The sequence below is a fragment of the Faecalicatena orotica genome (assembly GCF_003149245.1).
GTDB classification, from domain to species: domain Bacteria; phylum Bacillota; class Clostridia; order Lachnospirales; family Lachnospiraceae; genus Faecalicatena_A; species Faecalicatena_A orotica.
Map to the genome: position 1 here is coordinate 38,025 of NZ_QGDL01000020.1, position 25,988 is coordinate 64,012.

23 protein-coding genes and 1 CRISPR repeat array are annotated in these 25,988 nt (G+C 42.7%); of the genes, 20 read left to right on the forward strand and 3 right to left on the reverse strand.

Annotation, left to right across the window (positions count from 1 at the left end; genetic code table 11):
- Positions 1-284: 284 nt before the first annotated feature.
- The 14 genes from licT to A8806_RS23880 all read left to right on the forward strand — a co-directional run bounded on the left by licT (position 285) and on the right by A8806_RS23880 (position 15,851).
- Complete coding sequence (gene licT, locus A8806_RS23815) at positions 285-1,130, forward strand: BglG family transcription antiterminator LicT (RefSeq protein ID WP_109733663.1); 846 nt, start codon at positions 285-287, stop codon at positions 1,128-1,130.
- A gap of 96 nt (positions 1,131-1,226) precedes the next feature.
- Positions 1,227-3,209, forward strand: a complete 1,983-nt coding sequence (locus A8806_RS23820; protein ID WP_109733664.1) for a beta-glucoside-specific PTS transporter subunit IIABC — start codon at positions 1,227-1,229, stop codon at positions 3,207-3,209.
- An 11-nt stretch (positions 3,210-3,220) separates the two neighbouring features.
- A complete protein-coding gene (locus A8806_RS23825) occupies positions 3,221-4,645 on the forward strand; it encodes a 6-phospho-beta-glucosidase (protein WP_109733665.1) in 1,425 nt (474 codons plus the stop codon).
- Positions 4,646-5,023: 378 nt separating this feature from the next.
- Entirely contained in the window at positions 5,024-5,857 is an 834-nt protein-coding gene (locus A8806_RS23830; protein WP_109733666.1) for a helix-turn-helix transcriptional regulator, read from the forward strand.
- 24 nt (positions 5,858-5,881) lie between these two features.
- Complete coding sequence (cas3, locus tag A8806_RS23835) at positions 5,882-8,020, forward strand: CRISPR-associated helicase Cas3' (RefSeq protein WP_109733667.1); 2,139 nt, start codon at positions 5,882-5,884, stop codon at positions 8,018-8,020.
- Between the two features lie 496 nt (positions 8,021-8,516).
- Positions 8,517-8,883: a CRISPR direct-repeat array (repeat unit 32 nt; unit sequence GTCGTTCCCCTCGCGGGGACGTGGATTGAAAT).
- Between the two features lie 58 nt (positions 8,884-8,941).
- The gene (gene cas5c / locus A8806_RS23840; RefSeq protein WP_109733668.1) at positions 8,942-9,604 is read left to right on the forward strand and encodes a type I-C CRISPR-associated protein Cas5c; all 663 of its coding nucleotides are present in this window, start codon (positions 8,942-8,944) and stop codon (positions 9,602-9,604) included.
- The gene (gene cas8c, locus A8806_RS23845; protein ID WP_109733669.1) at positions 9,601-11,331 is read left to right on the forward strand and encodes a type I-C CRISPR-associated protein Cas8c/Csd1; all 1,731 of its coding nucleotides are present in this window, start codon (positions 9,601-9,603) and stop codon (positions 11,329-11,331) included. Before cas5c ends, cas8c begins: the two co-directional genes overlap by 4 nt.
- Positions 11,332-12,231 (forward strand): type I-C CRISPR-associated protein Cas7/Csd2, encoded by a 900-nt coding sequence (gene cas7c / locus A8806_RS23850; protein ID WP_109733670.1) that lies wholly within the window; start codon positions 11,332-11,334, stop codon positions 12,229-12,231.
- Positions 12,231-12,896: a CRISPR-associated protein Cas4 gene (cas4, locus tag A8806_RS23855; protein WP_109733671.1), complete on the forward strand. Its 666-nt coding sequence runs from the start codon at positions 12,231-12,233 to the stop codon at positions 12,894-12,896. Before cas7c ends, cas4 begins: the two co-directional genes overlap by 1 nt.
- Positions 12,893-13,924, forward strand: coding sequence for a type I-C CRISPR-associated endonuclease Cas1c (cas1c, locus tag A8806_RS23860; protein WP_109733672.1), 1,032 nt, complete (start codon positions 12,893-12,895; stop codon positions 13,922-13,924). Before cas4 ends, cas1c begins: the two co-directional genes overlap by 4 nt.
- A gap of 9 nt (positions 13,925-13,933) precedes the next feature.
- Positions 13,934-14,224 (forward strand): CRISPR-associated endonuclease Cas2, encoded by a 291-nt coding sequence (gene cas2, locus A8806_RS23865; protein ID WP_109733673.1) that lies wholly within the window; start codon positions 13,934-13,936, stop codon positions 14,222-14,224.
- 870 nt (positions 14,225-15,094) lie between these two features.
- Entirely contained in the window at positions 15,095-15,289 is a 195-nt protein-coding gene (locus tag A8806_RS23870; RefSeq protein ID WP_109733674.1) for a hypothetical protein, read from the forward strand.
- A 69-nt stretch (positions 15,290-15,358) separates the two neighbouring features.
- A complete protein-coding gene (locus tag A8806_RS23875) occupies positions 15,359-15,619 on the forward strand; it encodes a type II toxin-antitoxin system RelE family toxin (protein WP_109733675.1) in 261 nt (86 codons plus the stop codon).
- Between the two features lie 28 nt (positions 15,620-15,647).
- On the forward strand, positions 15,648-15,851 hold the full coding sequence (locus tag A8806_RS23880; protein ID WP_109733676.1) for a hypothetical protein: 204 nt from the start codon (positions 15,648-15,650) through the stop codon (positions 15,849-15,851).
- A 918-nt stretch (positions 15,852-16,769) separates the two neighbouring features.
- Here A8806_RS23880 and A8806_RS23885 read toward each other — a convergent pair.
- Positions 16,770-17,624 carry an AraC family transcriptional regulator gene (locus tag A8806_RS23885; protein ID WP_109733677.1) on the reverse strand — a complete coding sequence of 285 codons (855 nt, stop codon included), beginning with the start codon at positions 17,622-17,624 and terminating at the stop codon, positions 16,770-16,772.
- Between the two features lie 347 nt (positions 17,625-17,971).
- Here A8806_RS23885 and A8806_RS23890 point away from each other — a divergent pair, with 347 nt between their 5' ends.
- Positions 17,972-19,345 (forward strand): MATE family efflux transporter, encoded by a 1,374-nt coding sequence (locus A8806_RS23890; protein WP_109733678.1) that lies wholly within the window; start codon positions 17,972-17,974, stop codon positions 19,343-19,345.
- Positions 19,346-19,382: 37 nt separating this feature from the next.
- On the opposite strand, the gene A8806_RS23895 is transcribed toward A8806_RS23890, so the two are convergent.
- Complete coding sequence (locus tag A8806_RS23895; protein WP_109733679.1) at positions 19,383-20,279, reverse strand: YitT family protein; 897 nt, start codon at positions 20,277-20,279, stop codon at positions 19,383-19,385.
- Between the two features lie 238 nt (positions 20,280-20,517).
- On the opposite strand from A8806_RS23895, the gene A8806_RS23905 reads away from it, so the two are divergent.
- From A8806_RS23905 to A8806_RS23925, 5 genes are all read left to right on the forward strand, one after another.
- Positions 20,518-22,425: a GGDEF domain-containing phosphodiesterase gene (locus A8806_RS23905; RefSeq protein WP_109733681.1), complete on the forward strand. Its 1,908-nt coding sequence runs from the start codon at positions 20,518-20,520 to the stop codon at positions 22,423-22,425.
- An 88-nt stretch (positions 22,426-22,513) separates the two neighbouring features.
- Positions 22,514-23,146 carry a cytidylate kinase-like family protein gene (locus A8806_RS23910; RefSeq protein ID WP_109733682.1) on the forward strand — a complete coding sequence of 211 codons (633 nt, stop codon included), beginning with the start codon at positions 22,514-22,516 and terminating at the stop codon, positions 23,144-23,146.
- Positions 23,146-23,373: a hypothetical protein gene (locus tag A8806_RS23915; RefSeq protein WP_109733683.1), complete on the forward strand. Its 228-nt coding sequence runs from the start codon at positions 23,146-23,148 to the stop codon at positions 23,371-23,373. Before A8806_RS23910 ends, A8806_RS23915 begins: the two co-directional genes overlap by 1 nt.
- Positions 23,354-23,668, forward strand: coding sequence for a YbjQ family protein (locus tag A8806_RS23920; protein WP_109733684.1), 315 nt, complete (start codon positions 23,354-23,356; stop codon positions 23,666-23,668). Before A8806_RS23915 ends, A8806_RS23920 begins: the two co-directional genes overlap by 20 nt.
- 76 nt (positions 23,669-23,744) lie before the next feature.
- Positions 23,745-24,791, forward strand: a complete 1,047-nt coding sequence (locus A8806_RS23925) for a ComEC/Rec2 family competence protein (protein WP_242996254.1) — start codon at positions 23,745-23,747, stop codon at positions 24,789-24,791.
- A gap of 85 nt (positions 24,792-24,876) precedes the next feature.
- Here the strand turns inward: A8806_RS23925 and A8806_RS23930 are convergent, their stop codons facing one another.
- On the reverse strand, positions 24,877-25,797 hold the full coding sequence (locus A8806_RS23930; RefSeq protein ID WP_109733686.1) for an AEC family transporter: 921 nt from the start codon (positions 25,795-25,797) through the stop codon (positions 24,877-24,879).
- Between the last annotated feature and the right edge of the window lie 191 nt (positions 25,798-25,988).

A 25,988-nucleotide genomic window follows, 5' to 3' on the forward strand; every position in this document is an offset into this window, starting at 1 on the left:
GAGATTGACTTCTCACAAAAGCTGTGCTATGCTCTGTTTTGTAAATGGGATGGTGATTGCGTAAGCAAGCTAAACCTATATGTAGAGATAATTTTGGACGCAGGAGTTTCCAGATTTATTTGTGCATATAGGTTTTTTTATTTCATAGGAAAGTACATCCTATGAAATAAAAAGCCTTCCGGGGGATGCGCACTGCGGCGTATAAGGTAGATGTCGCAGAGCGAGCGCCGCCGGCGCGAGTTTCGCAAGCGAAACTCTATTTTATTTTCAGGGGGTAACAGAGAATGAAAATCTTTAAGACTTTGAATAATAATGTTGCAGTTGTACTGGATGAGCAGGGCCAGGAAAAGATTGTGATGGGGAAAGGAATCTGTTTCAAGAAAAAGACAGGTGACGATATTCCGAAAGAAGTGATTGACAAGACCTTTTTTCTATCGGAATCCGAAGCAAACAATAAATTTCAGGTTCTGATTCAGGATGTTCCGATGGAGCATATTGCCATCGGCGAAGAGATCATTACGGAGGCAAAGCTGCGGCTGGGAAACAAGCTGAACGATATGATCTATATTTCCCTGATCGACCACGTCCATACGTCTATTGTACGTTTTCTGGAGGGCGTGACAGTGAAGAATGTGTTACTCTGGGATATCCGACGTTTCTATAAGGACGAATTCCAGACAGGGCTGTGGGCGCTGGACCTGATCGAGGAGAAATGCAAGGTAAGGCTACCGGAGGATGAGGCCGGGTTCATTGCCCTCCATCTTGCGAATGCGCAGATGAATGAAGAGAAGATGCATAACATGTATGAGATTACCAGAATCATGCAGGAAGTCGTGAATATTGTAAAATATTTCTTCCACATTGAGTTCGATGAAGATGACGTCTATTATTACCGGTTTATTACACATCTGAAATTCTTTGCAAAACGGCTTACGGAACATAAAACATACGAAGAAGATGACAGCGATGGCCTGTGGGAAATTATCAAAGAGAAGTATCCGGATGCATACCGGTGTGTAGAGAAGATCACAACGTTTATTCAGAAAAAATACGAATATCATTTATCAAGGGAAGAACAGCTGTATCTTACAATTCATATAGAAAGAGTGATTAATAAAACCTGCAGGTAATGAAAACCTGCTGCATAGATACCATGTATGCCAGGATGGTGACATTAAGTTGGCCAAACCTTCATAAATATAATTTTTATCAATGGAGGAAAGAAAATGGGTAAGTATGAAAATCTGGCAAAAGAAATTGTCAAAAATGTCGGCGGAAAAGAAAACATCATCAGTCTGACACACTGTATCACAAGACTTCGTTTCAAGTTAAAGGACGAAAGCAGGGCAAAGGACGATGTCCTGAAAAATATGGACGGTGTCGTCACGGTTATGAAAAGTGGTGGGCAGTATCAGGTAGTCATAGGCAATCATGTACCGGATGTCTATGCTGATGTGATGCCTCTGATTGGGTTGGAAGAAGGCGCGGCAGGCATAGAAGAAAAACCTTCCGGGAATATTTTCAACCGTTTTATCGACATCATCTCGGGTATCTTCCAGCCGATTCTTGGAATCATGGCTGCCTGCGGTATGATCAAGGGATTAAATGCCCTGTTTGTAGCTCTGCATCTGTATTCTGATACATGCGGCGGTTATTTGGTACTGAATGCGGTCGGTGACGGCCTGTTCACCTTCCTTCCGCTGTTTCTTGGTTATACGGCGGCGAAGAAGTTCAATCTCAAGCCGATGCTCGGTCTCGTGATCGGCGCAATCATGTGCTATCCCGCCATACAGGGAAGCGCGCTTTCGGCAGGTAATGATGTACTTTATACATTATTTTCAGGGACGATGTTTGAATCCGCGGTGTATACAGATTTCTTTGGGATTCCGCTGATTGCAATGGATTATACCGGCACAGTGATCCCGGTGATCTTCGTCGTATACTTTGCATCCAAGTGTGAGAAATTCTTTAATAAAATCGTGCCGGATCTGGTGAAGTTCTTCTTTGTCCCGATGCTGACACTGCTCGTGGCAATTCCGGCAGGCCTTCTTCTGATCGGACCTCTGGCTACATTTGCCTCAACGATTATTGCAGAGGGCGTTATGGCAGTACGGAATTTCAGCCCGATGCTGGCTGGGGCAATTGTCGGGCTTACATGGCAGATTCTTGTTATATTCGGTCTGCACTGGGGATTCATCCCGGTCTATATTAACAACATTATGACAAATGGGTTTGACAATGTTATGATGCCGTTCTTTGCATGTACGTTTGCGACCTCAGCGGTTGTGCTGGCAATCTTTTTCAAGACGAAGAACAAACAAATAAAAGAAATGGCCCTGCCGAACTTTATTTCGGGTATTTTCGGTGTCACAGAACCGGCCATATATGGTATCCTGCTTCCTTTAAAGAAACCGTTTATTATCAGCTGTATCGTCGGAGGAATCGGCGGGGGATTCTATGGTGCGTTCAATTTCAGAAAATTTATGATGGGCGGTATGGGCATTTTTGAATTCCCAGCCATGATCGAGCCTGACGGAAGTATGGGGAACCTGTTCGTAGCTGTCGTGGGTGTTGTGATTACGATGGTGCTTGCTTTTGCGGCGACGATGATCTTCTACAGAGAAGAGGATGTGAAAGAAATTGGGGGGGCATGTGGAAAAACAGAGATAAACGATGGAATTGATGTGGAAAACAATCAGACAGAGGAAGGAGCTGCGGCAGATGGCGGGAAGCAGGAACACAGCAGCATCTTAAAACAGATAGATATTACAAGCCCGATAAAGGGGGAAGTCCTGAAACTGGAATCCATCAAAGACGATGCATTCGCATCCGGTGTTCTCGGGAAAGGGGCGGCGATTCTTCCTCAGGAAGGAAAGGTATTCGCCCCGGCAGACGGTGTTGTTTCGACACTGTTTCCGACACTGCACGCTCTCGGTCTGGAAACGGATGAGGGGGTAGAACTCCTGATACATATCGGTCTGGATACGGTGCAGCTGGAGGGCGAAGGGTTTGAGGCTCTTGTAAAACAGGGGGACAGGGTTCAGAAAGGCCAGCTTCTCGTGAAGTTTGACATAGAATTTATTAAAAATAAAGGCTTCTGCATGGAAACGCCTGTCATTGTTGCAAACACAGATGACTTTTTGGACGTAGTTGAGACAGTTAAGGAACAGGTTAATCCGGGTGAAAACCTGTTGAAAGTATTGAAATAAGAGGTGTTAGAATGGGATTTCAAAATAATTTCCTATGGGGAGGCGCAACAGCGGCGAACCAGTGTGAGGGTGGGATTTTCGAAGGCGGAAGAGGGCTTGCAAATGTAGATGTGTGTCCGTCCGGCAGTGACAGGGGGGCAGTGATCACAGGGCATTTGAAGATGCTGGAAATGGATGATGCTCATGTGTATCCGGCCATAGAGGCTATTGATCACTACCACCATTTCAAGGAGGATATCCGTCTCTTCGGAGAGATGGGATTCAAGGTGTACCGGCTGAGTATTGCATGGACCCGTATATTCCCGCATGGAGATGAAGAGGAGCCGAATGAGGAGGGACTTCAGTTTTATAAAGAAATATTTGAGGAATGCAGAAAGTATGGGATTCAGCCATTGGTTACAATTTCTCACTTTGACTGCCCGATCGGCCTTATTAAGAAGTACGGGGGATGGAGAAGCAGAGAAATGATAGATTTCTATCTTCATCTCTGCGATGTACTGTTTAACCGTTATAAGGATTATGTGACATACTGGCTGACATTCAATGAGATCAATATGATCCTGCATGCCCCGTTTATGGGGGCGGGAATTTATTTTGAAGACGGGGAAAATGAAGAGCGCATCAAATATCAGGCTGCTCATCATGAACTCGTGGCAAGCGCGCTGGCAACCAGAATGGCACATGAGGTGAACCCCGAAAATAAGGTCGGGTGTATGTTTGCGGCGGGCAGTGCCTACCCGTATACATGTAAGCCGGAGGATGTGTGGGAGGCACTTAAGACGGATCAGGAAAACTATTTCTTTGTGGATGTTCAGGCCCGGGGGTATTATCCGTCTTATGCGTCAGCCCGTCTTGCAAAAAATGGTGTATTTCCGGTCATGGAGCCGGGGGACAAAGAGATATTAAAGAGACATCCGGTAGATTTTATTTCATTTTCTTACTACAACAGCAGATGCATCGCCGCACCAGGAAGCGGCCGGGAAGAAGCAGGGGGAAACCTCTTTAAATCTGCAAAGAACCCCTATCTGGATTTCAGCGAATGGGGATGGCCGATCGACCCGCTTGGACTTCGCATCACTCTGAACCAGATATATGACCGTTACCAGAAGCCATTATTTATTGTGGAAAACGGGCTGGGTGCGGTTGATATTCCGAATGAAAACGGGGAGGTTGAGGATGATTACCGGATCGATTATCTGCGCAGGCATATCCGGGCAATGAAGACGGCTGTAGAGGAGGACGGCGTGGAGCTGATGGGATACACATCATGGGCGCCGATTGACCTGATCAGTGCAGGAAGCGGCGAGATGCGGAAGCGGTACGGGTTTATCTATGTGGATAAACAGGAAGATGGAAAAGGAACATTGAGCAGAAGCCGGAAAAAATCATTTTACTGGTACAGGAAAGTAATAGAGACGAATGGTGAAGTTCTATAAAGTAAGAATGGAAATCAGTGGGAGACTGGTGGCAGATAAAGAGCCACCGGTCTTCTTTTTTTAATAAAACGAATGTATGTACGAGGGGGGAGGCCGGATTTTGGGACTGGGTATTTGTTAAAGTTTATTTATGAACAGAAGCGACGGGAACTTACATAGCCGGGCGGATATACTCTAAAGTTTCGAAAAATTTTAAAGTAAAAGTACGGTTTATTACAAATTCCAAAGTTATTTGTGAGGTCATAAGCGGAATGAAAGTAAAAGAAAAAGTGGAACCTGTAAAGCAGGAAAGGGAGTAAAATTCTGGGGTTTACGGTTGTTCTGACATTTGCAGTGACTTATAATTGACTTAGACGAATGTGTGAAGGAGCGAGGAATATGGCAACAAGAGAGACAAAATTAAAATTGCTGTATTTAATGAAAATATTGTTGGAACAAACGGATGAGGATCATGTACTTTCTACAATAGAACTGATTAATGAATTGAAAAGGTACGGAATAAGTGCAGAAAGAAAAAGTATATATGATGACATTGAGGCCCTGAATGAATTTGGAATGGATATTATAAACAAACGTACGCAGCCGTCCGGATTTTATGTGGCAGGCAGAGAGTTTGAACTTCCGGAATTAAAATTGCTGGTTGATGCAGTACAGGCATCAAAGTTTATTACGGAAAACAAGACGAATGAATTGATAAAGAAGCTGGAGAATCTAACAAGTAAATTTGAGGCACGCCAGAATGGTGAATTCTATATAGTCAGCCCCTGGGCACTTACATGGGATGATGAAAATTATTATATGATTGCATATGATTCAGCGGTGAAGTCTGTAAAATATTATAGAGTTGATAAGATGATAAATACTGAAATGACGAAAGAACGCAGAGCAGGGAGAAAAGAATTTGCCCGTTTTGATCTGGCGGCATTTGCTAAGAAGACGTTTGGTATGTACGGTGGCGAAGAACGAAGCTTAAAGCTGCGTTTTGGAAATGAACTGATTGGTGTCGTAATAGACCGTTTTGGGAAAGGAATTTTGATTCATATGGATGATGCGGATCACTTTATTGCCCATCCTGCTGTTAATGTAAGCAGACAGTTTTTCGGGTGGATCAGTAGTTTGGGTGATCGTGCAGAAATTCTCGGACCGGATGACGTTGTGGAAATGTATGTGGAATGGTTAAAGAGTCTGCTGAAATGTTACCATATGAAGTAGTCGTATAAGAGGAAAGGAGTAACTATGGAATATCTGGCTCATATTGAAGGAATAAGGGAACAAAGTATCAAGGAACATTTGACAGGCACGGCGGAACGGGCAGGTAAATTCGCAGAGACATTTGGGTGTTATGAATGGGGATACTGCAGTGGTATGCTGCATGATATTGGAAAATATTCTCTGGAATTTCAGCAGCGGCTGCAAGGGAGTGATAAAAAGGTTGACCATGCAACTGCCGGGGCAAAAGTTTGTTATGAAATGGGAGGTCTGTATGGGTTTCTGAGTTATTGCATAGCGGGGCATCATTCCGGCCTGCCGGATACAGGGGAGAAGGCGGATTTGGGAACATCGGCTACGCTGATGGGGCGGCTGAAGAAAAATGTGAAAGATTTTGAGGCATATAAGCAGGAGATAAAGGTCCCAGCTCTTAAAAATCCTCCCTTTGATCCAAAAAGCGCAGCCAATTTTGACTTTGCCCTGAGTATGTTTATAAGAATGCTATATTCGTGTCTGGTAGATGCAGATTTTCTGGATACAGAATATTTTATGAAACAGGGTGAGACAGGGCGTGATTCGGGAGAAGATATGGAAACCCTTCTTAAGAAACTGGAACAGCATATTTCTAAGTGGCTTGACAATGACAATCTGGATACGGTAAACGGAAGAAGAACGGAGATCCTTAGAAGCTGTCTGGAAAAAGGTGAATTAGGGAAGGGGCTTTTCCGCCTGACCGTACCCACAGGGGGCGGAAAAACAGTGGCCTCTCTGGCATTTGCACTTCGCCATGCTGTTAAGAACAAGATGGACCGTATTATTTATGTAATCCCCTATACAAGCATCATTGAACAGAATGCCAGAGTCTTCAGCGACATTTTGGGAAGAGATAATGTCTTGGAAAATCATTATAATATAGATTATGAAAGTGATGAGGAGCTAAAACCAATGCATCTGGCTTCGGAAAACTGGGACAAACCGGTGATTGTTACGACAAATGTCCAGTTTTTTGAATCGCTCTTTGCAAACAGGTCATCTAAGTGCAGGAAATTACACAACATGGTAAATAGTGTCATTATTTTTGATGAAGCACAGATGCTTCCGAACGATTATTTAAAACCGTGTATTGCGGCAATGGAGGAACTGATACAGCATTATGGGGCCAGTATTGTTCTTTGCACAGCGACACAACCAGCATTACAGCAGTTTTTTCAGAGCAGTATAGATGCGGTGGAATTATGCCCGAGACTGGACGAGCAGTTCCGGTTTTTTAAACGAGTTACACTGAAGGACCTGAGCCGGATTTCCGAAGAAGAATTAGCTGAGAAACTAGAGAAGGAGGAACAGGCACTTTGTATTGTAAATACAAAAAAGAAGGCCCAAAGCATTTATCAGAGACTCAAAGGTGAAGGCGTCTATCATTTGTCCACAAGCATGTATCCGAAACATAGGAAGCAGGTACTAGAAGATATCAGAAAACGTTTAGATGGTGATAAAAAATGCATCGTCATTTCAACGAGCCTTGTAGAGGCAGGAGTGGATTTGGATTTCCAGTCTGTCTATAGACAATTAGCAGGAGTTGATTCCGTCATACAAGCCGCAGGAAGATGTAACAGGGAAGGAAAAAGATCAGCGGAAGAAAGTAATACTTACATATTCAGGCTGGAAGACAGGGAATATGTACCCGGGCAGCGGCAGCAGATCGCGGCGGCAAACGATTTGATTGAAGATGGGCGGGACATTTCATCACTAGAAGCTATCATGGAATATTTTGAAATGCTGTATCATTTCCGTGGGGAGGGTCTGGATAAGAAAAACATACTTGCACAATTCAGGCGTGGAAGGTATCCTTTCACAAAAGTCGCAAAGGAATTCAAATTAATCGAAGAGAATACAACGACAATCTTTATTAATCGGGAAGAAGAGGCAGATAATCTTCTTAAAGAAATACAACGTAATGGTTTTACAAAAAAACTGGTGCGTCAGGCAGGACAATACTGCATCAATGTATATGAAAATGATTTTGATAAATTAAATGCCGCGGGAATGCTGCAGGCAATCTCAGAAGACGGGGGAGAAGACTTCTTTCTGCTGCGGGATGACGGGCAGTATACAGAAGAGATGGGGCTGAGGCTGGATGTGGAGTATGGGAGGGCGGTAGTATTTTGAGTTGGGATAAAACAAAGAAGAGATAACTTATTAATATATCTATTAAAATATGGTATTATTAAAAATAAGGAACAATCACTTATAGAAGTTTTTTTATCATTTTACATAGCATGGGGGTATGCAATTTGGAGTATTTTTTATGAGCAAGGTTAATGTTTACTAGTTTCATTTACCATTAGCAATGAATAAATTCTAGATAATGCTCAATGTGTTATGTGAAAATCAAAATCATCTGATAATATAGATAGAGAAGCAGTCTTCGGTATTTTTAACTGGAAGATGATTATAAGGTGAGGATAGAAATTGATTTGACATTAATTATTTAGTGCGAACCTGAAGTGAACATAAAAATACTGGGGGATTCGCACCAGAAAAAATGCACAAATTGAGTGTGTTTTTAAATGAAAGAAAGAAAAAAGAGCACAATGTAGACAAACTATATTGATATTTAGTTAAAAATGTCTAAATATCTGAGGTGGAAATTGTCTATTTTGCAGTCGTTCCCCTCGCGGGGACGTGGATTGAAATCTTATGATGGATTTCAGGCCACACTCCATCAAGGCGTCGTTCCCCTCGCGGGGACGTGGATTGAAATCCTTATGGAAGTACAACTCCGTATTCTTGCGGGGTCGTTCCCCTCGCGGGGACGTGGATTGAAATATTCGGAAAAACTCTGCATCCGCTCCTTTAGTTGGCTTGTCGTTCCCCTCGCGGGGACGTGGATTGAAATTTGATTGCAACCGAGAATTTTTGCCGCCTCGCCGAGTCGTTCCCCTCGCGGGGACGTGGATTGAAATTATGCGTCTGTGGAATGTATTGATAGGAATCTAAGTCGTTCCCCTCGTGGGGACATGAATTGAAATGAATAAAGGGGATGAGTCATCAAATGAAAAAGTTAAATTACAGGAAGGAGGAAAATGTATGGGGATTGGTGTGAAAGTTAAAGTGTGGGGGGATTTTGCCCTATTCTCTCGCCCAGAGATGAAAGTGGAAAGATGTACTTACGATGTCATGACACCTTCGTCAGCTCGGGGAATTTTGGAAGCCATATACTGGCACCCGGGATTAAGGTGGATCATCGACAGGATTTATGTGAACAAGCCAATTAAGTTTACAAGTGTGAGGCGAAATGAAGTAAAAAGTAAAGTCTCCTCGAACAATGCTCTGTCGGTATATAATGGAGGGGAAAAACCTTTATTTATGAGCAGCAAAGAAGAGATTGTGCAGAGGGCATCATTGCTTCTTCGTGATGTGGAATATGTCATTGAGGCTCACTTTGAAATGACTGACAAAGCGAATGAAGGTGACAATCCGGGTAAGTTTAAGGACATTATGATGCGGCGCCTGAGAAAAGGAGAATGTTATCATATGCCGTATTTTGGCTGCAGGGAATTTCCGGCTAATTTTTGTCTTTGTGAGGAGGAAGAGATTATAACAGCCTATGAAGCAGTTGAGGAAAAGGATTTGGGATTTATGCTGTATGATATGGATTATTCAGACCCTGAAAATATCCAGCCAATGTTTTTTAGGGCAGTGATGCGAAGAGGTGTACTGGATCTGAGAGACTGTGAGGTGGTTCGATGATATTGCAGGCACTTGTTAAACATTATGAGACTCTGGCGGAGGATGGAAAAGTTTCCCGAAGGGGATGGTGTCACGCAAAAGTTTCTTTTGCATTGAATCTGGCAGAGGACGGAAGGCTGAAAGGTGTAATCGATCTTAAGCTGGAGGATAAAAGGGGAAAGAAGCAGGTATGGGTTCCCCGCCCTATTGAAGTTCCGGAAATGGTTTCGAGATCGTCAGGAGTGTCCTCTAATTTTCTGTGCGACAATTCAAAATATTTACTTGGAATTGATAAAGAGGGGACGAACCAAAGAGTATTGGACTGTTTTCAGGCAGCAAAAGAAAAACATATTGATATTCTGGAAAATGTACATAATAACATAGCAGAAGCAATAAAAAAGTTTTTCGTGACATGGGAACCGGAACGTGCAAAAGAACATTATGAGCTTCAGGAATTTTGGGACGAAATTACGGAAGGTGCGAATCTGATATTCTGTATGGGAGGGGATTATGCTCAGGATGATCCAGAAATTAGAACGGCATGGATGCAGGCTAATGAATCGAAATCAGGAGAATCAGACGGCATTTGTCTGGTAACAGGAAACAGGGCGGAAATCGCAAGAATCCACAGTACGGTCAAAGGTGTTCCAAGCGCTCAGTCCAGCGGTGCGGCGCTGGTATCCTTTAATGCTCCGGCATTTGAGTCATATGGGAAGGAGCAGAGTTATAATGCCCCGGTTGGAAAATATGCTGCATTTGCATATACTACGGCACTGAACTACCTGCTGTCCCAGAGAGAGTACACATTTCAGCTTGGGGATACTATGGTGGTATTTTGGGCAGAAAACGGGGATAAAATTTATCAGGATGCTTTTTGCTGGTCTGTCGACCCCCAGCCGGATAATCAGGAGATAATGAAAGGTATCTTTGATGCCTTAAAGGAGCATCAGGCGGTTGCAGTAGGTGATATAGAGTTGGATACGAGCCAGCGATTTTATATTCTGGGACTGGCACCAAATGCGGCAAGGCTGTCTGTAAGGTTTTTTTATCAGGATTGCTTTGGCAGTATATTAAGTAATATAGCGAAACATTATGAACGCATGGAGATCGTGAAGCCATCCTGGGAAGAACGGAAGTATCTGGGAGTGTGGCAAATGCTTCAGGAAACGGTGAACCAGAAATCGAAAGAGAAAAAACCTGTTTCAAATATGGCTGCTATGGTATTGCAGGCAATACTATCCGGCGGGAAATACCCAACTAGTTTATACAGTAACCTGCTGATTCGTATAAGGGCTGAACAGGGCCGGGTAACATGGGGCCGTGCGGCGATTACAAAAGCTTACTTGATCAGAAATTCTGGGATGGAGGAAGGAGAGAAATATATGGGAGTCAATGAAGAAAATCATGATACGGCGTATGTTTTGGGGAGAGTTTTTTCTGTACTGGAAGCAATTCAGGAGGAAGCAAATCCGGGAATTAATGCAACCATCCGGGACAGGTATTTTAATGCAGCATGCGCAACCCCTGCATCTGTCTTTCCTGTCTTAATGAAGTTGAAGAATAGTCATGTTAAAAAGCTCGAAACTTCTAAAAAAAGCTTTAAGATATATTATGAAAATCTTTTGACACAGCTTATGGGAAGCATAGAAGAATTTCCAAAGAGGATGACACTGGAAGAGCAGGGGAGATTTATTTTAGGCTACTATCATCAGGTTCAGAAAAGATATGAGAAAAAGGAGGACAAGTAAATGAGTGAAGCGATTAAAAACAGGTATGAATTTGTGATTTTATTTGATGTGGAAAATGGAAATCCAAATGGTGACCCGGATGCAGGGAATATGCCGAGAATTGATCCGGAAAGCGGCTATGGACTTGTTACAGACGTCTGCCTGAAGAGAAAGATCCGGAATTATGTTGAGACTGTAAAAGAAGATGCAGAAGATGCTGCAGGATACAGAATCTATATTAAAGAAGATGTCCCTCTGAACCGAAGTGATAATGAGGCATACGAATATCTTGGAGTTAACGATAAGACTGTAAAGGACCTGAAGAAAAAAGATCCGAAAGCAGATGAGAAAATCAGGGATTTCATGTGCAGTAACTTTTATGATATCAGGACATTTGGTGCTGTTATGACTACATTTGTAAAAGCGGCGCTGAACTGCGGTCAGGTCAGAGGTCCTGTGCAACTTGGTTTCGCAAGAAGCATTGATCCTATTATCAGTCAGGAAGTAACAATTACAAGAGTGGCAATTACGACAGAAAAGGATGCCGAAAACAAGAGCACAGAAATGGGAAGAAAAAGTATCGTTCCATATGCGCTGTATCGTGCAGAAGGATATATTTCTGCAAATCTTGCCAGAAAGGTTACCGGATTTTCAGAGGACGACCTGGAGCTTTTATGGGAGGCGATCATTAATATGTTTGAACTTGACCATTCTGCAGCAAGAGGTAAAATGGCAGTCCGTGAATTGATTGTATTTAAGCATAGTAAAGAATTAGGAGACTGCCCGGCCTATAAGTTATTTGACGCGGTAGAGGTTAAGAGAAAAGAAGGTGTAGAATTTCCAAGGAAATATCAGGATTATACGGTGGAAATTCATGAGGATGCAATTCCGCAGACAGTGGAAATGACAAGGAAAATATAATGGAATACCATGAAGATGAATATTTAATGATATCCGGGATACAGCATTTTAAGTTCTGCCGCCGGCAATGGGCCCTTATCCATATTGAACAGCAATGGGATGAAAATGTACATACTGCGGTGGGCGAATTGATGCACAAAAAGGTACACGATCCCTATTTAACAGAAAAGCGAAAAGATGTTCTGATTACCCGCGCACTGCCGGTTTCCTCCAGAAATATGGGGGTCAGCGGTGAGTGTGATGTGGTGGAGTTTCATAAAAGTGAAGATGGGATTAAATTGCAGGGGCACTGGGGATTGTATAACGTCTATCCTATTGAATATAAAAAGGGGAAGCCTAAAGCAGGTGAAGAAGATATATTACAGCTCGTGGCACAGGCGCTATGTCTGGAAGAGATGTTTTCTACATCTATCCCGGAAGGAGCTATTTTTTACGGGGAAACACGAAGGCGTGAAATTGTAGAAATAACAGACGGCCTCCGCCAGCAGGTAAATGAAATCTTTCATGAAATGCATCAGTACTATGAAAGACGCTATACACCAAAAGTAAAATACAGCAAGGCGTGTAACGCATGTTCGCTAAAAGACATATGTCTTCCTAAACTTGGGAAAGCAGTTTCCGTGAAGGATTACATGCATCAGATTTTGAATGAGGATGAAGAATGAAAAAATTATTGAATACGCTTTATGTAACCTCTGAGAACAGTTATTTGGCTCTGGACGGCGAAAATGTTGTTGTTTGGGATTCGGATAAGGAAATCGGGCGCCTCCCCCTGCATAATCTGGAAGGAATTGTATCTTTTGGATATAGGGGGACCAGCCCGGCACTGATGGGTGCCTGTGCAGACAAAAATATTTCCCTGTGTTATCTGACCCCGCAGGGAAAGTTTTTGGCAAGGGTTACAGGCAAAGTTAAGGGAAACGTGATTTTAAGAAAACAGCAGTATGAGAGCAGCCTTGATGAAGCGATGAGTATGGAAATTGCCAGAAACTGCATTGTTGGCAAGGTTCATAATGCTAGATGGGTTCTGGAGCGTGTCACAAGAGATCACAGCATGCAGATTGATGTCGGTAAGGTTAAGGAAGCTTCTGATAATTTAAAAAGTTCGCTTGAACTTATACAGAATAGTGGATCAAAAGATCAACTGCGAGGTTATGAAGGGGAAGCGGCAAGCGTATATTTTAGTGTTTTTGACGAATTGATTCTTCAACAGAAAAAAGACTTTACTTTTCACGGCAGAAACAAAAGGCCGCCTATGGATAATATGAATGCCTTGCTTTCATTTGTCTATACATTATTGACAAATACAATTACCTCAGCCTTAGAAACTGTCGGGCTGGACCCATATGTAGGGTATCTTCACACGGATCGTCCGGGAAGGGCATCTTTATCTCTGGATCTTATCGAAGAATTGCGGGCAGTATTGGCAGACCGTTTTGTTCTGTCACTAGTTAATAAAAAAATAGTGACAGGAAAGAATTTTGATAAAATGGAAAATGGTGCGGTTTTGATGGATGACGATTTACGCAGGACCGTACTGACAGAATGGCAGAATAAAAAGAAAGAAAACCTGACACATCCATACTTGAAAGAAAAAATAGAGTGGGGAATGGTTCCGTATGTACAGGCAATGCTGCTTGCGAGATATCTTAGAGGTGATCTTGATGGATATCCGGTATTTTTATGGAAATGAGGTGTGGAGATGCTGGTACTGATTACATATGATGTAAATACCGAAACCGCCGCGGGCAGAGGGCGGCTGAGAAAAGTCGCAAAGCAATGCGTAAACTATGGTAGAAGAGTACAGAATTCAGTTTTTGAATGTATTTTAGATAATGCTCAATGTGTTATGTTGAAAGCAAAGTTATCGGACATCATAGATGAAGATGTAGACAGCCTCCGTTTTTACTATTTGGGAAATAACTATAAAACGAAGGTGGAGCACATCGGCGTGGATAGGGGAGTAGCGGCTGATCAGACATTAATTATGTAGTGCGAATCAGAAGTAAATATACAAACACACGGGGGATTCGCACTGGAAAAATGCTCAGATTGAGTGTATTTGTAAATGAAAGAAAAAAGAGCGTAATATAGACAAGTTTCTCTGATATTTAGGTGAAAATGCCTAAATATCAGAGGTAGAAATTGTCTATTTTGCGTTCGTTCCCTAGCGGGAACGGGCGTGAAATTTATCATAGATGTAGAACTTGACAGTTTTCGGTATTTTTTATTAGGACGTAACTATAAAGTGAGTGTTAAACGTATTGGTGTAGAGGGGCGAATAACATTTGACGAGACATTAATTATGTAGTGCGAACCCGAAGTGAACATAAAAACTCTGGGAGATTCGCACCAGAAAAAATGCACAAAATGAGTACGTTTGCAAATGAAAAAGCGAAAAAAGAGCGCAATGTAGGCAAGGTGTTCTGATATTTAGGTGAAAATCCCTAAATATTGAGGGTGGGAATTGTTCATTTTGCTGTCGTTCCCTTCGCGGGAACGTGGATTGAAATTGGAGTTTGTTCTAGGAGACGAGAATGGACAGCATCGTCGTTCCCTTCGCGGGAACGTGGATTGAAATTGGTATATTTACATCTATTATACATTAGTATCCTGTCGTTCCCTTCGCGAGAACGTGGATTGAAATCTATTGATAACCTTCTAGATTGTGGAGATACATCGTCGTTCCCTTCGGGGGAACGCGGATTAAAATAAGTTTGTGGTATTGTTTCGTTGTTAAGCACATGATGGGATAGTTTAAATATTCCAAAATACTTTTTTATTTAATATATGGAGATGCCGACAAGTAAAGTTGACACATTTATTTAAATATGCTACCTTTAATATAATAGGAGGTGTTACAATGGCATACGCAAAAAAGGAAGATGCAATAGCCTATGTAAATAATTATCAAAAAGAAAAATATGATAGAATAACAGTTATGGCAGCAAAGGGAAAAAAAGCAGAATATAAAGCGGCGGCAAAATTTAAAGGGATGAAACTATCTGCATTTGTACAAGATTGCGTGGAAAAAGAATTAGAACGAATGAAAAAGTGAAGAGTAATATATTGCTGGAATAGTTTAAATATGCTATGATGGAGGTATCAAAATAAAGGAGATACCGAGATGCAAATTGAGTATAGTAAGAAAGCCGCTAAGTATATTAACGCACTGGATAGACCGACAAAACAGCGCTTAAAGGCAGGCATTGAAGGGTTAACGCAAAAGCCACCCGTGGGAGATATAAAGCTATTGCAGGGCTTTACAGATGGCAGGAAGCGGCTAAGGGTAGGCAAGTATAGGATAATATATAATTATGGCTCAGACGGCATAATAGAGATATTATATATTATCAATGTGGATTCAAGAGGGGATATATATAAATAATATCTTCTCCATAAAAGGAGGTAAGAAGATGAATACAGCAACCAAAGAGATGATTGATCTCATGGAGGTATTGCCAGAGAGTGACCAAAATTTAGCACTGGAGATTGTTCGTAAGCTTGTCCTTGCGTGGGATCCGGATTTTACAAAGCTGACTCTGGCCGAGAAAGCAAGTCTTGAAGAAGCACTTGCAGACCCGGAAACAATCCCACATGAGGCTATTAACTGGGATTGATAGAGCCGCCGTAATGGTGGCTTTTTCTGAACTTTGATTTATTTAGGGGCCAGTAATTCGATTTATTCTGTCATAAACATAGGTTTTGACAGTGTCGTTCCCTTGTGGGGACGGGACTTGTAATTTATAATAGATGTAGAGCTTAACAGTCTTTGGTATTTTTAATTGAGATGTAACTATAAGGTTAGTGTTAAACATATTGGTGCGGAGGGACGAATAACATTTGACGAGATATTAAGTATGTAGTGCGAACCCGAAGTGAACATAAAAACTCTGGGAGATTCGCACCAGAAAAAATGCACAAATTGAGTGCGTTTGCAATTGAAAAAGAGAAAAAAGAGCGCAATATAGACAAGTTGCTCTGATATTTAGGTGAAAATGCCTAAATATTAAGGGTGGGAATTGTTTATTTTGCAGTCGTTCCCTTCGCGGGAACGTGGATTGAAATCGTTACCGGTTACCGCTGCCGTAAGGCCTGCAAGTCGTTCCCTTCGCGGGAACGTGGATTGAAATCCACTCTGTCGAGCCATCTTGAAGTGTTGTATTCGTCGTTCCCTTCGCGGGAACGTGGATTGAAATTTATGCCTGTGATCGCTGCCGGACCGGACCACTGTCGTTCCCTTCGCGGGAACGTGGATTGAAATCCACTCTGTCGAGCCATCTTGAAGTGTTGTATTCGTCGTTCCCTTCGCGGGAATGTGGATTGAAATCGATAATCCAAAATGTCTCATCAGAAAGGTCATAGTCGTTCCTTTCGCGGGAACGTGATTGAAGTTAAACAAACTAAGCTCTCGGCCAAACCCCTATATAGCAGGCAGTTCCCAAAAGATGCTAACACAAAAAATACTTCGGGGCATATCCCCGAAGTATAAATCATAATCTGGCTATAAAAGAACCGCCAAAAGATTCCATTGCATGCTATTGATTCCCTATTGCCCGGTATTTACTGGGTGCCGTCCCGAAATGTTTCTTGAAAAGCTTGCTGAAGTGGTAGGCGTCGTCATACCCGACCATAGCTGCCACATTCTGTATACTAAGTTCCGGAGACTCCTCCATCAGTTCCCGCGCTTTTTCCATTCGAAGTTCGATCAGATAATTAATAGGGGTATCACCAGTCTCACTTTTGAAAATTTTGGAGACATAAAATGTACTCAGATACATGTTCTTAGCGATTTGGTCAAGCGAGATTTTTTCGTGATAATGTTCATTAAAGTAGCGGATCATCTGTTTTACGACGTATTTCTTGTTTGGAGATTCGAAGATACAGCCATTTTGTTCTTCCATGACTTCCTGCTGGTCTCTTAACAGGAGCAGGATAAACTGGATCAGGTAGGACTTCAGCATGAAGTAGCGTCCGGGGCGGCATGTATGAAATTCCTTCCCCATAGCAGAACAAAGACGGTACACATCCTGACGCATACCGTCTTTCATAGGAATAATCATATTCCCGTTTGGCAGAGGCAGGGTATTTGGGGGCATATGCCGAATGTGTATATCGCTGAATCCGATGTAATACTCTGTTGCACAGCACTGCGGGCAAGTTACGAGACTTCTGTGATAAGTTCCGGGATTCAGGATAATCAGATCTCCGGCTTTGATCGGGTATTCTTTTCCGTCTATGTAATAAGTACCATATCCCTTTGTCACGACAGAAATCTCTAAATGTTCATGACTGTGGTAATTCTCTTCAGTTTCTGTACGCTTCAGATTACAGATAAATAAAAAAGTAGGGTTTAAGTCATCATAAGTCAGGTCATATTCCTGTCTGTACATAAAGTCACCTCCCGGATAAATGATATTTGATGCTGATAATTCGTCTGACACCGCATAGGATATAAGAGCGTCCTGAATTGCATGTACTAAAAATTATACTCCTGTACGGGGGGATAATTCAATGAAAATATAAACATTCCTGCAGAAAAGTCAAATGGATGGTACTGGCAGTCATGCCCGTCCTGCGGGTTGTCCGGGGGAATAAAGCAAAATACTACATTTAAAGCACAACATATTACATTCTGCTTTTTCCGGGATTGATTATAATAGAACATGTTTACCGGAAATGTTTCCATCTCAGGAAGTTAACTGGAAACAAATTTAAGCAAAACAGGAGGTAACAAGACATGACGAAAAAGATGACAGAAGGCAGACCGTGGAAATTGATTGTGATGTTTACGATTCCCTTATTGATCGGGAATATTTTTCAGCAGTTATATAGTATGGTAGATACCTTGATTGTGGGAAGGACATTAGGGGTGCATGCACTGGCGGCAGTGGGGTGCACGGGCAGTATTAGTTTCCTGATACTCGGATTTGCAATGGGCGTGAGCGCCGGGCTCGCTATCATTACAGCCCAGCGGTTTGGGGCAAAAGATGAGGCCGGTGTCAGAAAGAGTGTGGCAGCAGGGGCGTGGATCAGTCTTGCAGTAACTGTTGTACTGACAGTGGTTTCCGTTCCGCTGGCAAGAAATATTCTGGAACTGATGCGGACCCCGGCGGAGATTATTGATTCGGCATATGAGTATATCGTGATCATTTTCTGGGGTATTATAGCCAGTATGCTGTTTAACTTTTTATCCAATATCATCAGAGCTCTGGGGGACAGCAAGACACCGCTTTTCTTTTTAATTATTGCATGTATTCTGAACATCGTGCTCGATTTTGCACTCATCATGGGAGCGAAAATGGGGGTGGCCGGGGCAGCCTGGGCTACGATTATTGCACAGATGGCGTCAGCGCTGATGTGCTTATGGTATATTAAGAAGAAACTTCCGATACTGCATCTGAAAAAGGATGACTGGAAGGTTTCTGGATGGGATATCGGCCAGCATTTTAAAGTTGCGATGCCGATGGGGTTCCAGATGTCTATCATTGCAATTGGTGCGGTCGTACTTCAGTTTGTACTTAACGGGCTTGGCTCGATTGCAGTTGCGGCATTCTCGGCGGCACAAAGGATCGACCAGATTGCGGCACAGCCGATGAACTCTTTTGGAACAACGATGGCGACCTATGCGGCACAGAATTATGGTGCAGGAAAGATAGACAGGATAAAACAGGGAGTTTTCCAATGCAGCCTGATTTCCGTGGGATTCAGTATTGTGATGGCACTCGTGAATATTTTTGCCGGGTATCAGCTCGCGGGATTGTTTGTAGGATCAGGGGAAACAGGTGTCCAGAGTATGGCCCAGACATATCTTCAGATCAATGGAGTTATGTATTTTGTACTGGCACTGTTGTTCATCTATAGATTTACACTGCAGGGACTCGGAAAAGGATTTATGCCTACGGTGGCCGGGATTATGGAACTGGTCATGAGGACCTTTGCCGCAATCTTCCTTACAGCCTCCATTGGCTTTGCTGGTGCATGCTGGGCTAGTCCGCTGGCATGGATCGGCGCATGTATTCCGCTTGCAGCAGCCTATTTTATGACGATGCGGAAACTTACACAGCAGAGGGCAGAAGCCAGTATGAAGTATGAGGAGCAGACAGCTTCTTAAGAAAATAGCCTGATAACATGAAAAAAGGCTGTATCCGTTATGGATACAGCCTTTTTTCGAAGTTGCCCGATACAGAGCACCCTTCTGTAAATATCATGAATGCGTTCGGATCAATACTACGGACAATCCGTTTCAACTGGCTGACCTCGTATTTTGAAATAACAACAAACAGAATGTACGATGTCTGGTTCGTGTAGGCCCCGGCCCCGTCCCAGTTGGTGACGCCGCGCCCGGTCTGTTCGATGATTGCCCTCGAGATTCCGAGCTTTTTCGTAAAAATCATAACACTCATATTGATGTTCTGAATATGTACGCGGTCACATGCGATGGAGTACACAACACCGTAAATCAAAGAATAAATAACAATTTCAATATTAAACATCAAAAGGCAGATGCCATAGACAAAGAAATTGATGATGATGGATACTTTGCCTACGCTGAATCCCGGGAATTTCTTTGTGAAATAGATGCCCAGAATATCCTGTCCCCCGCCGGAACTGCCGCCTCGTAAGATCATGCCAGAACCGGTACCTGCGATAATGCCCCCGATTACGCAGGCGGTCAGGTAGTCATCGATGACCGGGCTGGCCGGAACAGGCAAAAAGGTAAGCGCCGCTGTCTGTACAATAATTGTAATAACGGACCGTCCAAAGAATTCTTTACCCATCTTGCTCCATGCCATATAGATCAAAGGTATGTTGATTAAAAAATAAATGATACCGGCGATATCGGTCTGTCCAAAGGAAAAATGGAATACCTGGACAATCAGGGTACGGATCAGCTGTGAGATACCCATAAAGCCGCCGTTATATAATGAAAGAGGCGTGATAAAAACATTAAGCCCAAAGGCAAACATTACAGAACCCAGAATTGCATTGCCCATCCCATAAACACGCTGTTTCTGCATATTATCTAATTTATTAAAGAATGACATATTAATTTCCCCCACTGCTGTAATAAAGTTGTCTGACGCGTATCTATTCTAGCATTTTGATTTCCCCATTACAAGATAAAAAAAGCGAAATTTTATAATATTTCATTATATGCTTATAATCATGCATTATTGCACCGTAAAAAAGTGTGAAAAGAAAAGCAGAATGTAAATTGTTTCTGCCAGTATTGTCAAAATATGCTATAATATCTCCATTATGATTCATAATCGGGGTGTGTATATGATACATTGGTCACTTGCAGGGGAATACATGGCATTTATTGTCATTGTTGTGCTGATCTTATACTTTTATGAAAGGCGTACGGTTATTAACGCGAGAGAAAAATTATACCGTGTATGTCTTTGGCTTTCGCTGTTTTCTATTATTCTGGATGCGGTATCTGTGTTTGCGGCAGGGCACAGAGGTACCCCGTATGGGGTCAATATGGCTCTGAACAGCATTTATTTCATGCTCACGGTCATCATATGTTCAATAATTGCTGCATATGTGTTTATTATGATGCTGGCGCATGTATATGATAAGAAGTGTCTGATACGTGCCGTCAAAGGGCTGGCAGCAGTGAATATCATTTATTTTGCGGCACTGATTACTAATATCAGGACAGGAATTCTTTTCTATTTTGATAATGCCGGAAGGTACCACAGGGGAGTACTGAATGTATTGGGGTATGGAGTAATGGCGGCTGAGATTGTGATGGTTTACATCTGCTATTGGAGGAACCGTCCAAGTGTCAGTGAATCGATTGTAAGGATTATCCGCACATTACCGCCAATCATTGCACTGATGTGTATTTTCCAACTATGTTATCCTGATATGCTCATGAACGGGACTGGCATGGCTATTGCCAATTTGATTCTTTTCATTAGTTTCCAGAATCGGGAATTTAAGAAAGATCATCTGACAAAGGTGGGCAACCGGGAGAGCTTTTTTGAGAATATCTCTCTGCGGCTTGCAGGGAGACAGCATTTCCAGGTTGTTATGGCAGCACTTAGAAAGTTTGATGTCATCAACAAAAACTACGGACATCAGAAAGGCGATGAATTTCTCTATACAATTGCAACTGAATTGAGCAGGATTATTCCCAAGGCAGAAGTTTTCCGATTCGGAAATGTAGAATTTGCCCTGATTATTCCTTTTGAATCAGAAGAAAAGTCAAAAGAGAATTACAGCATTGTGAAAAAGAGATGCCAGGGCGTCTGGTCAGTGGGGGATATACATACACATATTAAAACAGCATTTATGTATCTTGACTGTGTTGGTCAGCAGCTTACACCGTCGCAGCTGATGGACCATCTGGAATATGCGATTCAGAAGGCGAAGGAAGCACCTGACCGCAGTATCCATTTTGCGGAGTCAGAGATACAGAAATATGAAGAAGATAAGAAGATTCTGGAGATCATGCAGCGGTCTGTGGAACTGAGAAGGTTCAGAGTCTGGTATCAGCCTGTTCGCCATAAAGACGGCAGTTTCAGTTCTGCAGAAGCATTGCTGAGACTGAATGACTATGAGGGCAATCCGGTGCCTCCGTCCAGATTCATCCCCATTGCTGAGGAATCCGGACTGATTGATGAACTGAGCTGGATTGTGTTGGAAGAAGTGTGTGAACTGTTAGAAAGGAATCCGGAGAGCAGTATTAAGAGTATTTCCATCAATTTATCTATGCAGCAGTTTGCGGATGCAGGAATTGAAAAACGGATTCTGGACTGCCTGAAACGACACCATCTGCAGCCCGGCAGACTTAAGATAGAGGTAACGGAACGGGTGCTTCTTCAGGATATGAGATACATGAAGAATGTGATGCATAATATGAACAGGGCTGGCATCGGGTTTTATCTGGATGATTTTGGAACTGGCTACTCGAATCTGGCCAGTGTACTAGAGTTTCCGTTCGAGTGTGTGAAAATAGACCGCAGCCTGCTGATAGGCTTCCCGGGGAATACAGATTCAGAAGTGCTTATAAAGACACTGATCGATCTTTTCCACAGCCTTGGCCAGGTCGTTGTAGTGGAAGGGATTGAGAAGGCGGATCAGGCAGAACTTCTGAGAGAGATGGGGGCGGACAGGATTCAGGGGTATTATTACAGCAAGCCTCTGCCGGAAGAAATATTTGCCAAAGATTATCTGTAAATAACTATCTATTTTCAGTTAAAATGAGTTATAATAAAGCTAACTAAAAGGCGGTAAATCTATTTGTCAGAGAAAAGGAGCTGAGAGTATGACAGAACACACGATTATAACAATTGGCAGACAGTTTGGCAGTGGCGGACATGAGATTGGAAACCGTCTGGCAGAACGTCTGGACATTCCTCTTTATGACCATAACCTGATCAGAATGGCTGCAAAGGAGCTGAAGGTCAGTGATGAGGAGGCGTCCCGTGTAGATGAGACGATTCTGGGCAAGTTTCTGTCGGCCTATGTGGTTGGCACAGGGGATTATACAGCGTTTATGGGAACGGATGTCTATGGCACACCTTTAAGTGACAGGATGTATGAGACGCAGACCGGTATCATAAAGAAGCTGGCAGACAGGAGTTCCTGTATTTTTGTTGGCAGATGTGCGGATTATGTGCTCGGGGATTATTCAAATTGTATTAATGTATTTATTTACTCTTATAAAGAAGACCGGATCCGGAGAATTTCTAATATTTATAAGTTGACTGAAAAGCAGGCCTGGGATAAAATCAAGAAGGTCGATAAGGAACGTAAACTGTATTATGAGGCACATACCGGGCGCGAATGGGGCAGTGCCGAGTCCCATGAGATGGTATTCAATGTAAGCCTGATGGGTGTGGATAGTGTAGTAGATGCACTGGAAGCCATTTACAGAACGTGGGAAGGTAGAAAGTAATGAATAAACATGGAAAGAAAATGGTTGCTCCGGTAATTATTACAGTACTTTTATTATTATATTTTATCGGCTTTGCTGTAGTTGTATTTTTACTCAGGCCGCCATTAGCAGCATGTATTATTGGAGCGGTTATCCCTCTTGCACTTGCAGGAGTAGCACTTGGGGTATGCATCCAGAGAATTAGAGAGATAAGGAGTGGAGAAGAAGATGATCTTAGTAAATACTGATTATATATCAGGAAAGAAGTTTGAAATGCTCGGACTGGTTAAGGGCAGCACCATTCAGTCAAAGAACGTAGGAAAAGACATTACACAAAGTTTTAAGACTCTGGTCGGAGGCGAATTAAAAGCTTACAATGAGATGATGAATGATGCAAGGGCCCTTGCGACGAAGCGTATGACAGAGGAAGCCGAGAGGCTGGGAGCGGATGCGGTTGTCAATATCCGTTATGCTTCCGCGGCCGTCATGGCAGGAGCGGCAGAAGTAATGGCCTATGGGACGGCAGTGAAGTTCGTGGATTAGAGATATGCAAAAAAGGGCTATTAGAAACAAAATAATTTCAATATTCATGGCGGCTTTTCTGCTTTGTATAGGCTGGATGACAGGCTTACAAGGAGCAGAAGCCGCCGGGACAGAAAGCAGTAATAGTTTACTTGAAGTGCACTACATAGATGTAGGGCAGGGGGATGCGACGCTCATCAAGTCAGATGGACATGCAATGCTGATCGATGCAGGAAATAACAACAAAGGAACTGCTGTTCAGAGTTATCTCCAGAAGCAGGGAATCAAGAAGCTGGATTATGTAATCGGGACCCATCCGGACGCAGACCACATTGGGGGACTGGATGTCATTATCTATAAATTTGACTGCACTACAGTAATGATGCCAGATTACAGTAAGGATACGAAAACATATGAAGAGGTTGTAGACACACTGAAGGCAAAAAACTATAAAGCACTTCACCCGAAGACGGGAGACACCTATCAGCTGGGGGATGCTTCCTTTACAGTAACGGCCCCGTCAGAGCGTAAATATGACAGCGCGAATGACTACTCTATTGCAATCAGACTGGAACATGGAGACAACCATTTTCTGTTTGTGGGAGACGCAGAAGAGGAATCAGAACAGGAAATGTTGAAAACAAAGCAGAAACTGTCCGCGGATGTGTATAAAGTTAGTCATCACGGCAGCAGGAGCGGGACAACAGAGGGCTTTTTAAAAGCAGTGAACCCGCAGTATGCAGTGATTAGCTGCGGGGAAGACAATTCATATGGACATCCCCATGCAGAAGTGATGAACCTGTTGAGAACAGAGGGAATAAAAGTTTTCAGGACGGATGAGCAGGGAACGATAGTTGCTGTCTCAGATGGTAAGAAGATTACATGGAATATGTCGCCCGATGAAAGCTGGAGAGCAGGAGAACCAAAAGGAACCCGTTCAGATGCAGAACCGGCAGTAAAGAACACGAAAGAAGAGAAAAATGGCGGCTCCTATATTCTGAATACAAATACAAAGAAAGTCCATCGTCCTTCCTGCAGCAGTGTGAAAAAGATGGCAGATAAAAATAAGAAAAAAACAAAAAAATCTCTGAAAGAATTGGAGAAAGAAGGCTATACACCATGTCAGAACTGTATGGATAAATAAGATCAGTTTATGCGGGCATAAAAAAGAACCGGCCAGTAATAACGCTTAAAAAAAGCGGATTACTGGCCGGTTCTTTGTCTTTTAATCAGTGTATTAAAAATCCGGCGATAAAGGTGACAACCGGTATGGTGACCATTGACAAAACGGTTGAGAAAGCAAATATTTCCGAGGCGTATGTATAATTTCTGTCATAGCGTATAGCCATCATAGTCATAGTCGTAGCAGTCGGGCAGGCAGCCGCGATCAGTGTGGTGTAGGCAATATCATGGCTGATTCTGGTGATATAAAGGAACAGGGTTACAAGCAGCGGCATCACAATCAGTTTTAAAAAGCTGACCCAGTATATATGCAGGTTGGAAAAAATCCGTTTCAAATCTGCCTGTGCAACAGAAAATCCAGCAACCATCATGGCGAGCGGTGTATTCATGTCTGCAACATAATTCATTGATGCGAGGACCGTCGCCGGAATACGGAACCTGATAAAAAATAATACAATTGCCGCAAGGGTGGCAATAATCATGGGTGAGAGAAGCCCCTCTTTAAGCTGTTTTAAGGAAAACTTATTCTCCAGAAGACTGAGTCCGTGCGTCCAGGTGAAAAGATTGAACACCGTCATATATGCCGTGAGGTAGAAGACTCCTTCGTTCCCAAGAACGCTGTATATCAAAGGAATGCCGATAAAGCCACAATTGGAGTAGACAGCGCCGAAGCGGTCGAGATAATACTCCGGATTATTCTTCTCCGGTACAAGAAACCTTGCCATAACGATCCCGATGATGTGGGATACACATGCAGCGACAAATGCAATCAGAAGACCTTTTACAAGGCCTGCGTTGTAATCGGTCTGATAGACAGTAATGATCAGACAAGGATTCACAACCATAAGCAGGAGATTGGAAATCGCTTTATTCCCCTCCTGTGTGACAACTTTCAGTTTATAACAGATGAAAGCCAGTATCATAATGATAAGCATTTTTAACAATTGGTTGAAGATCAATACAAACATAGTAATTACTTTACCCTCTCATAGATTAAGACAGCCTTCCGGCTGTCCAGTAAAGTATACTTGATATTTTCTGAAAAAGCAATCCTACAAAAAATAAGTAAAAGGAAAGAGGTTGTGCAAAATAGACAAAAAATAACGTAAGAAATTGACTATACTGTCGAAAAGATCTATTCCGTGTTGACTTAATTATA

Coding starts and splice junctions, on each gene's coding strand:
- licT (WP_109733663.1), top strand. CDS start 285: ATGAAAATCTTTAAGACTTTGAATAATAATGTTGCAGTTGTACTGGAT.
- A8806_RS23820 (WP_109733664.1), top strand. CDS start 1,227: ATGGGTAAGTATGAAAATCTGGCAAAAGAAATTGTCAAAAATGTCGGC.
- A8806_RS23825 (WP_109733665.1), top strand. CDS start 3,221: ATGGGATTTCAAAATAATTTCCTATGGGGAGGCGCAACAGCGGCGAAC.
- A8806_RS23830 (WP_109733666.1), top strand. CDS start 5,024: ATGGCAACAAGAGAGACAAAATTAAAATTGCTGTATTTAATGAAAATA.
- cas3 (WP_109733667.1), top strand. CDS start 5,882: ATGGAATATCTGGCTCATATTGAAGGAATAAGGGAACAAAGTATCAAG.
- cas5c (WP_109733668.1), top strand. CDS start 8,942: ATGGGGATTGGTGTGAAAGTTAAAGTGTGGGGGGATTTTGCCCTATTC.
- cas8c (WP_109733669.1), top strand. CDS start 9,601: ATGATATTGCAGGCACTTGTTAAACATTATGAGACTCTGGCGGAGGAT.
- cas7c (WP_109733670.1), top strand. CDS start 11,332: ATGAGTGAAGCGATTAAAAACAGGTATGAATTTGTGATTTTATTTGAT.
- cas4 (WP_109733671.1), top strand. CDS start 12,231: ATGGAATACCATGAAGATGAATATTTAATGATATCCGGGATACAGCAT.
- cas1c (WP_109733672.1), top strand. CDS start 12,893: ATGAAAAAATTATTGAATACGCTTTATGTAACCTCTGAGAACAGTTAT.
- cas2 (WP_109733673.1), top strand. CDS start 13,934: ATGCTGGTACTGATTACATATGATGTAAATACCGAAACCGCCGCGGGC.
- A8806_RS23870 (WP_109733674.1), top strand. CDS start 15,095: ATGGCATACGCAAAAAAGGAAGATGCAATAGCCTATGTAAATAATTAT.
- A8806_RS23875 (WP_109733675.1), top strand. CDS start 15,359: ATGCAAATTGAGTATAGTAAGAAAGCCGCTAAGTATATTAACGCACTG.
- A8806_RS23880 (WP_109733676.1), top strand. CDS start 15,648: ATGAATACAGCAACCAAAGAGATGATTGATCTCATGGAGGTATTGCCA.
- A8806_RS23885 (WP_109733677.1), bottom strand. CDS start 17,624: ATGTACAGACAGGAATATGACCTGACTTATGATGACTTAAACCCTACT.
- A8806_RS23890 (WP_109733678.1), top strand. CDS start 17,972: ATGACGAAAAAGATGACAGAAGGCAGACCGTGGAAATTGATTGTGATG.
- A8806_RS23895 (WP_109733679.1), bottom strand. CDS start 20,279: ATGTCATTCTTTAATAAATTAGATAATATGCAGAAACAGCGTGTTTAT.
- A8806_RS23905 (WP_109733681.1), top strand. CDS start 20,518: ATGATACATTGGTCACTTGCAGGGGAATACATGGCATTTATTGTCATT.
- A8806_RS23910 (WP_109733682.1), top strand. CDS start 22,514: ATGACAGAACACACGATTATAACAATTGGCAGACAGTTTGGCAGTGGC.
- A8806_RS23915 (WP_109733683.1), top strand. CDS start 23,146: ATGAATAAACATGGAAAGAAAATGGTTGCTCCGGTAATTATTACAGTA.
- A8806_RS23920 (WP_109733684.1), top strand. CDS start 23,354: ATGATCTTAGTAAATACTGATTATATATCAGGAAAGAAGTTTGAAATG.
- A8806_RS23925 (WP_242996254.1), top strand. CDS start 23,745: ATGACAGGCTTACAAGGAGCAGAAGCCGCCGGGACAGAAAGCAGTAAT.
- A8806_RS23930 (WP_109733686.1), bottom strand. CDS start 25,797: ATGTTTGTATTGATCTTCAACCAATTGTTAAAAATGCTTATCATTATG.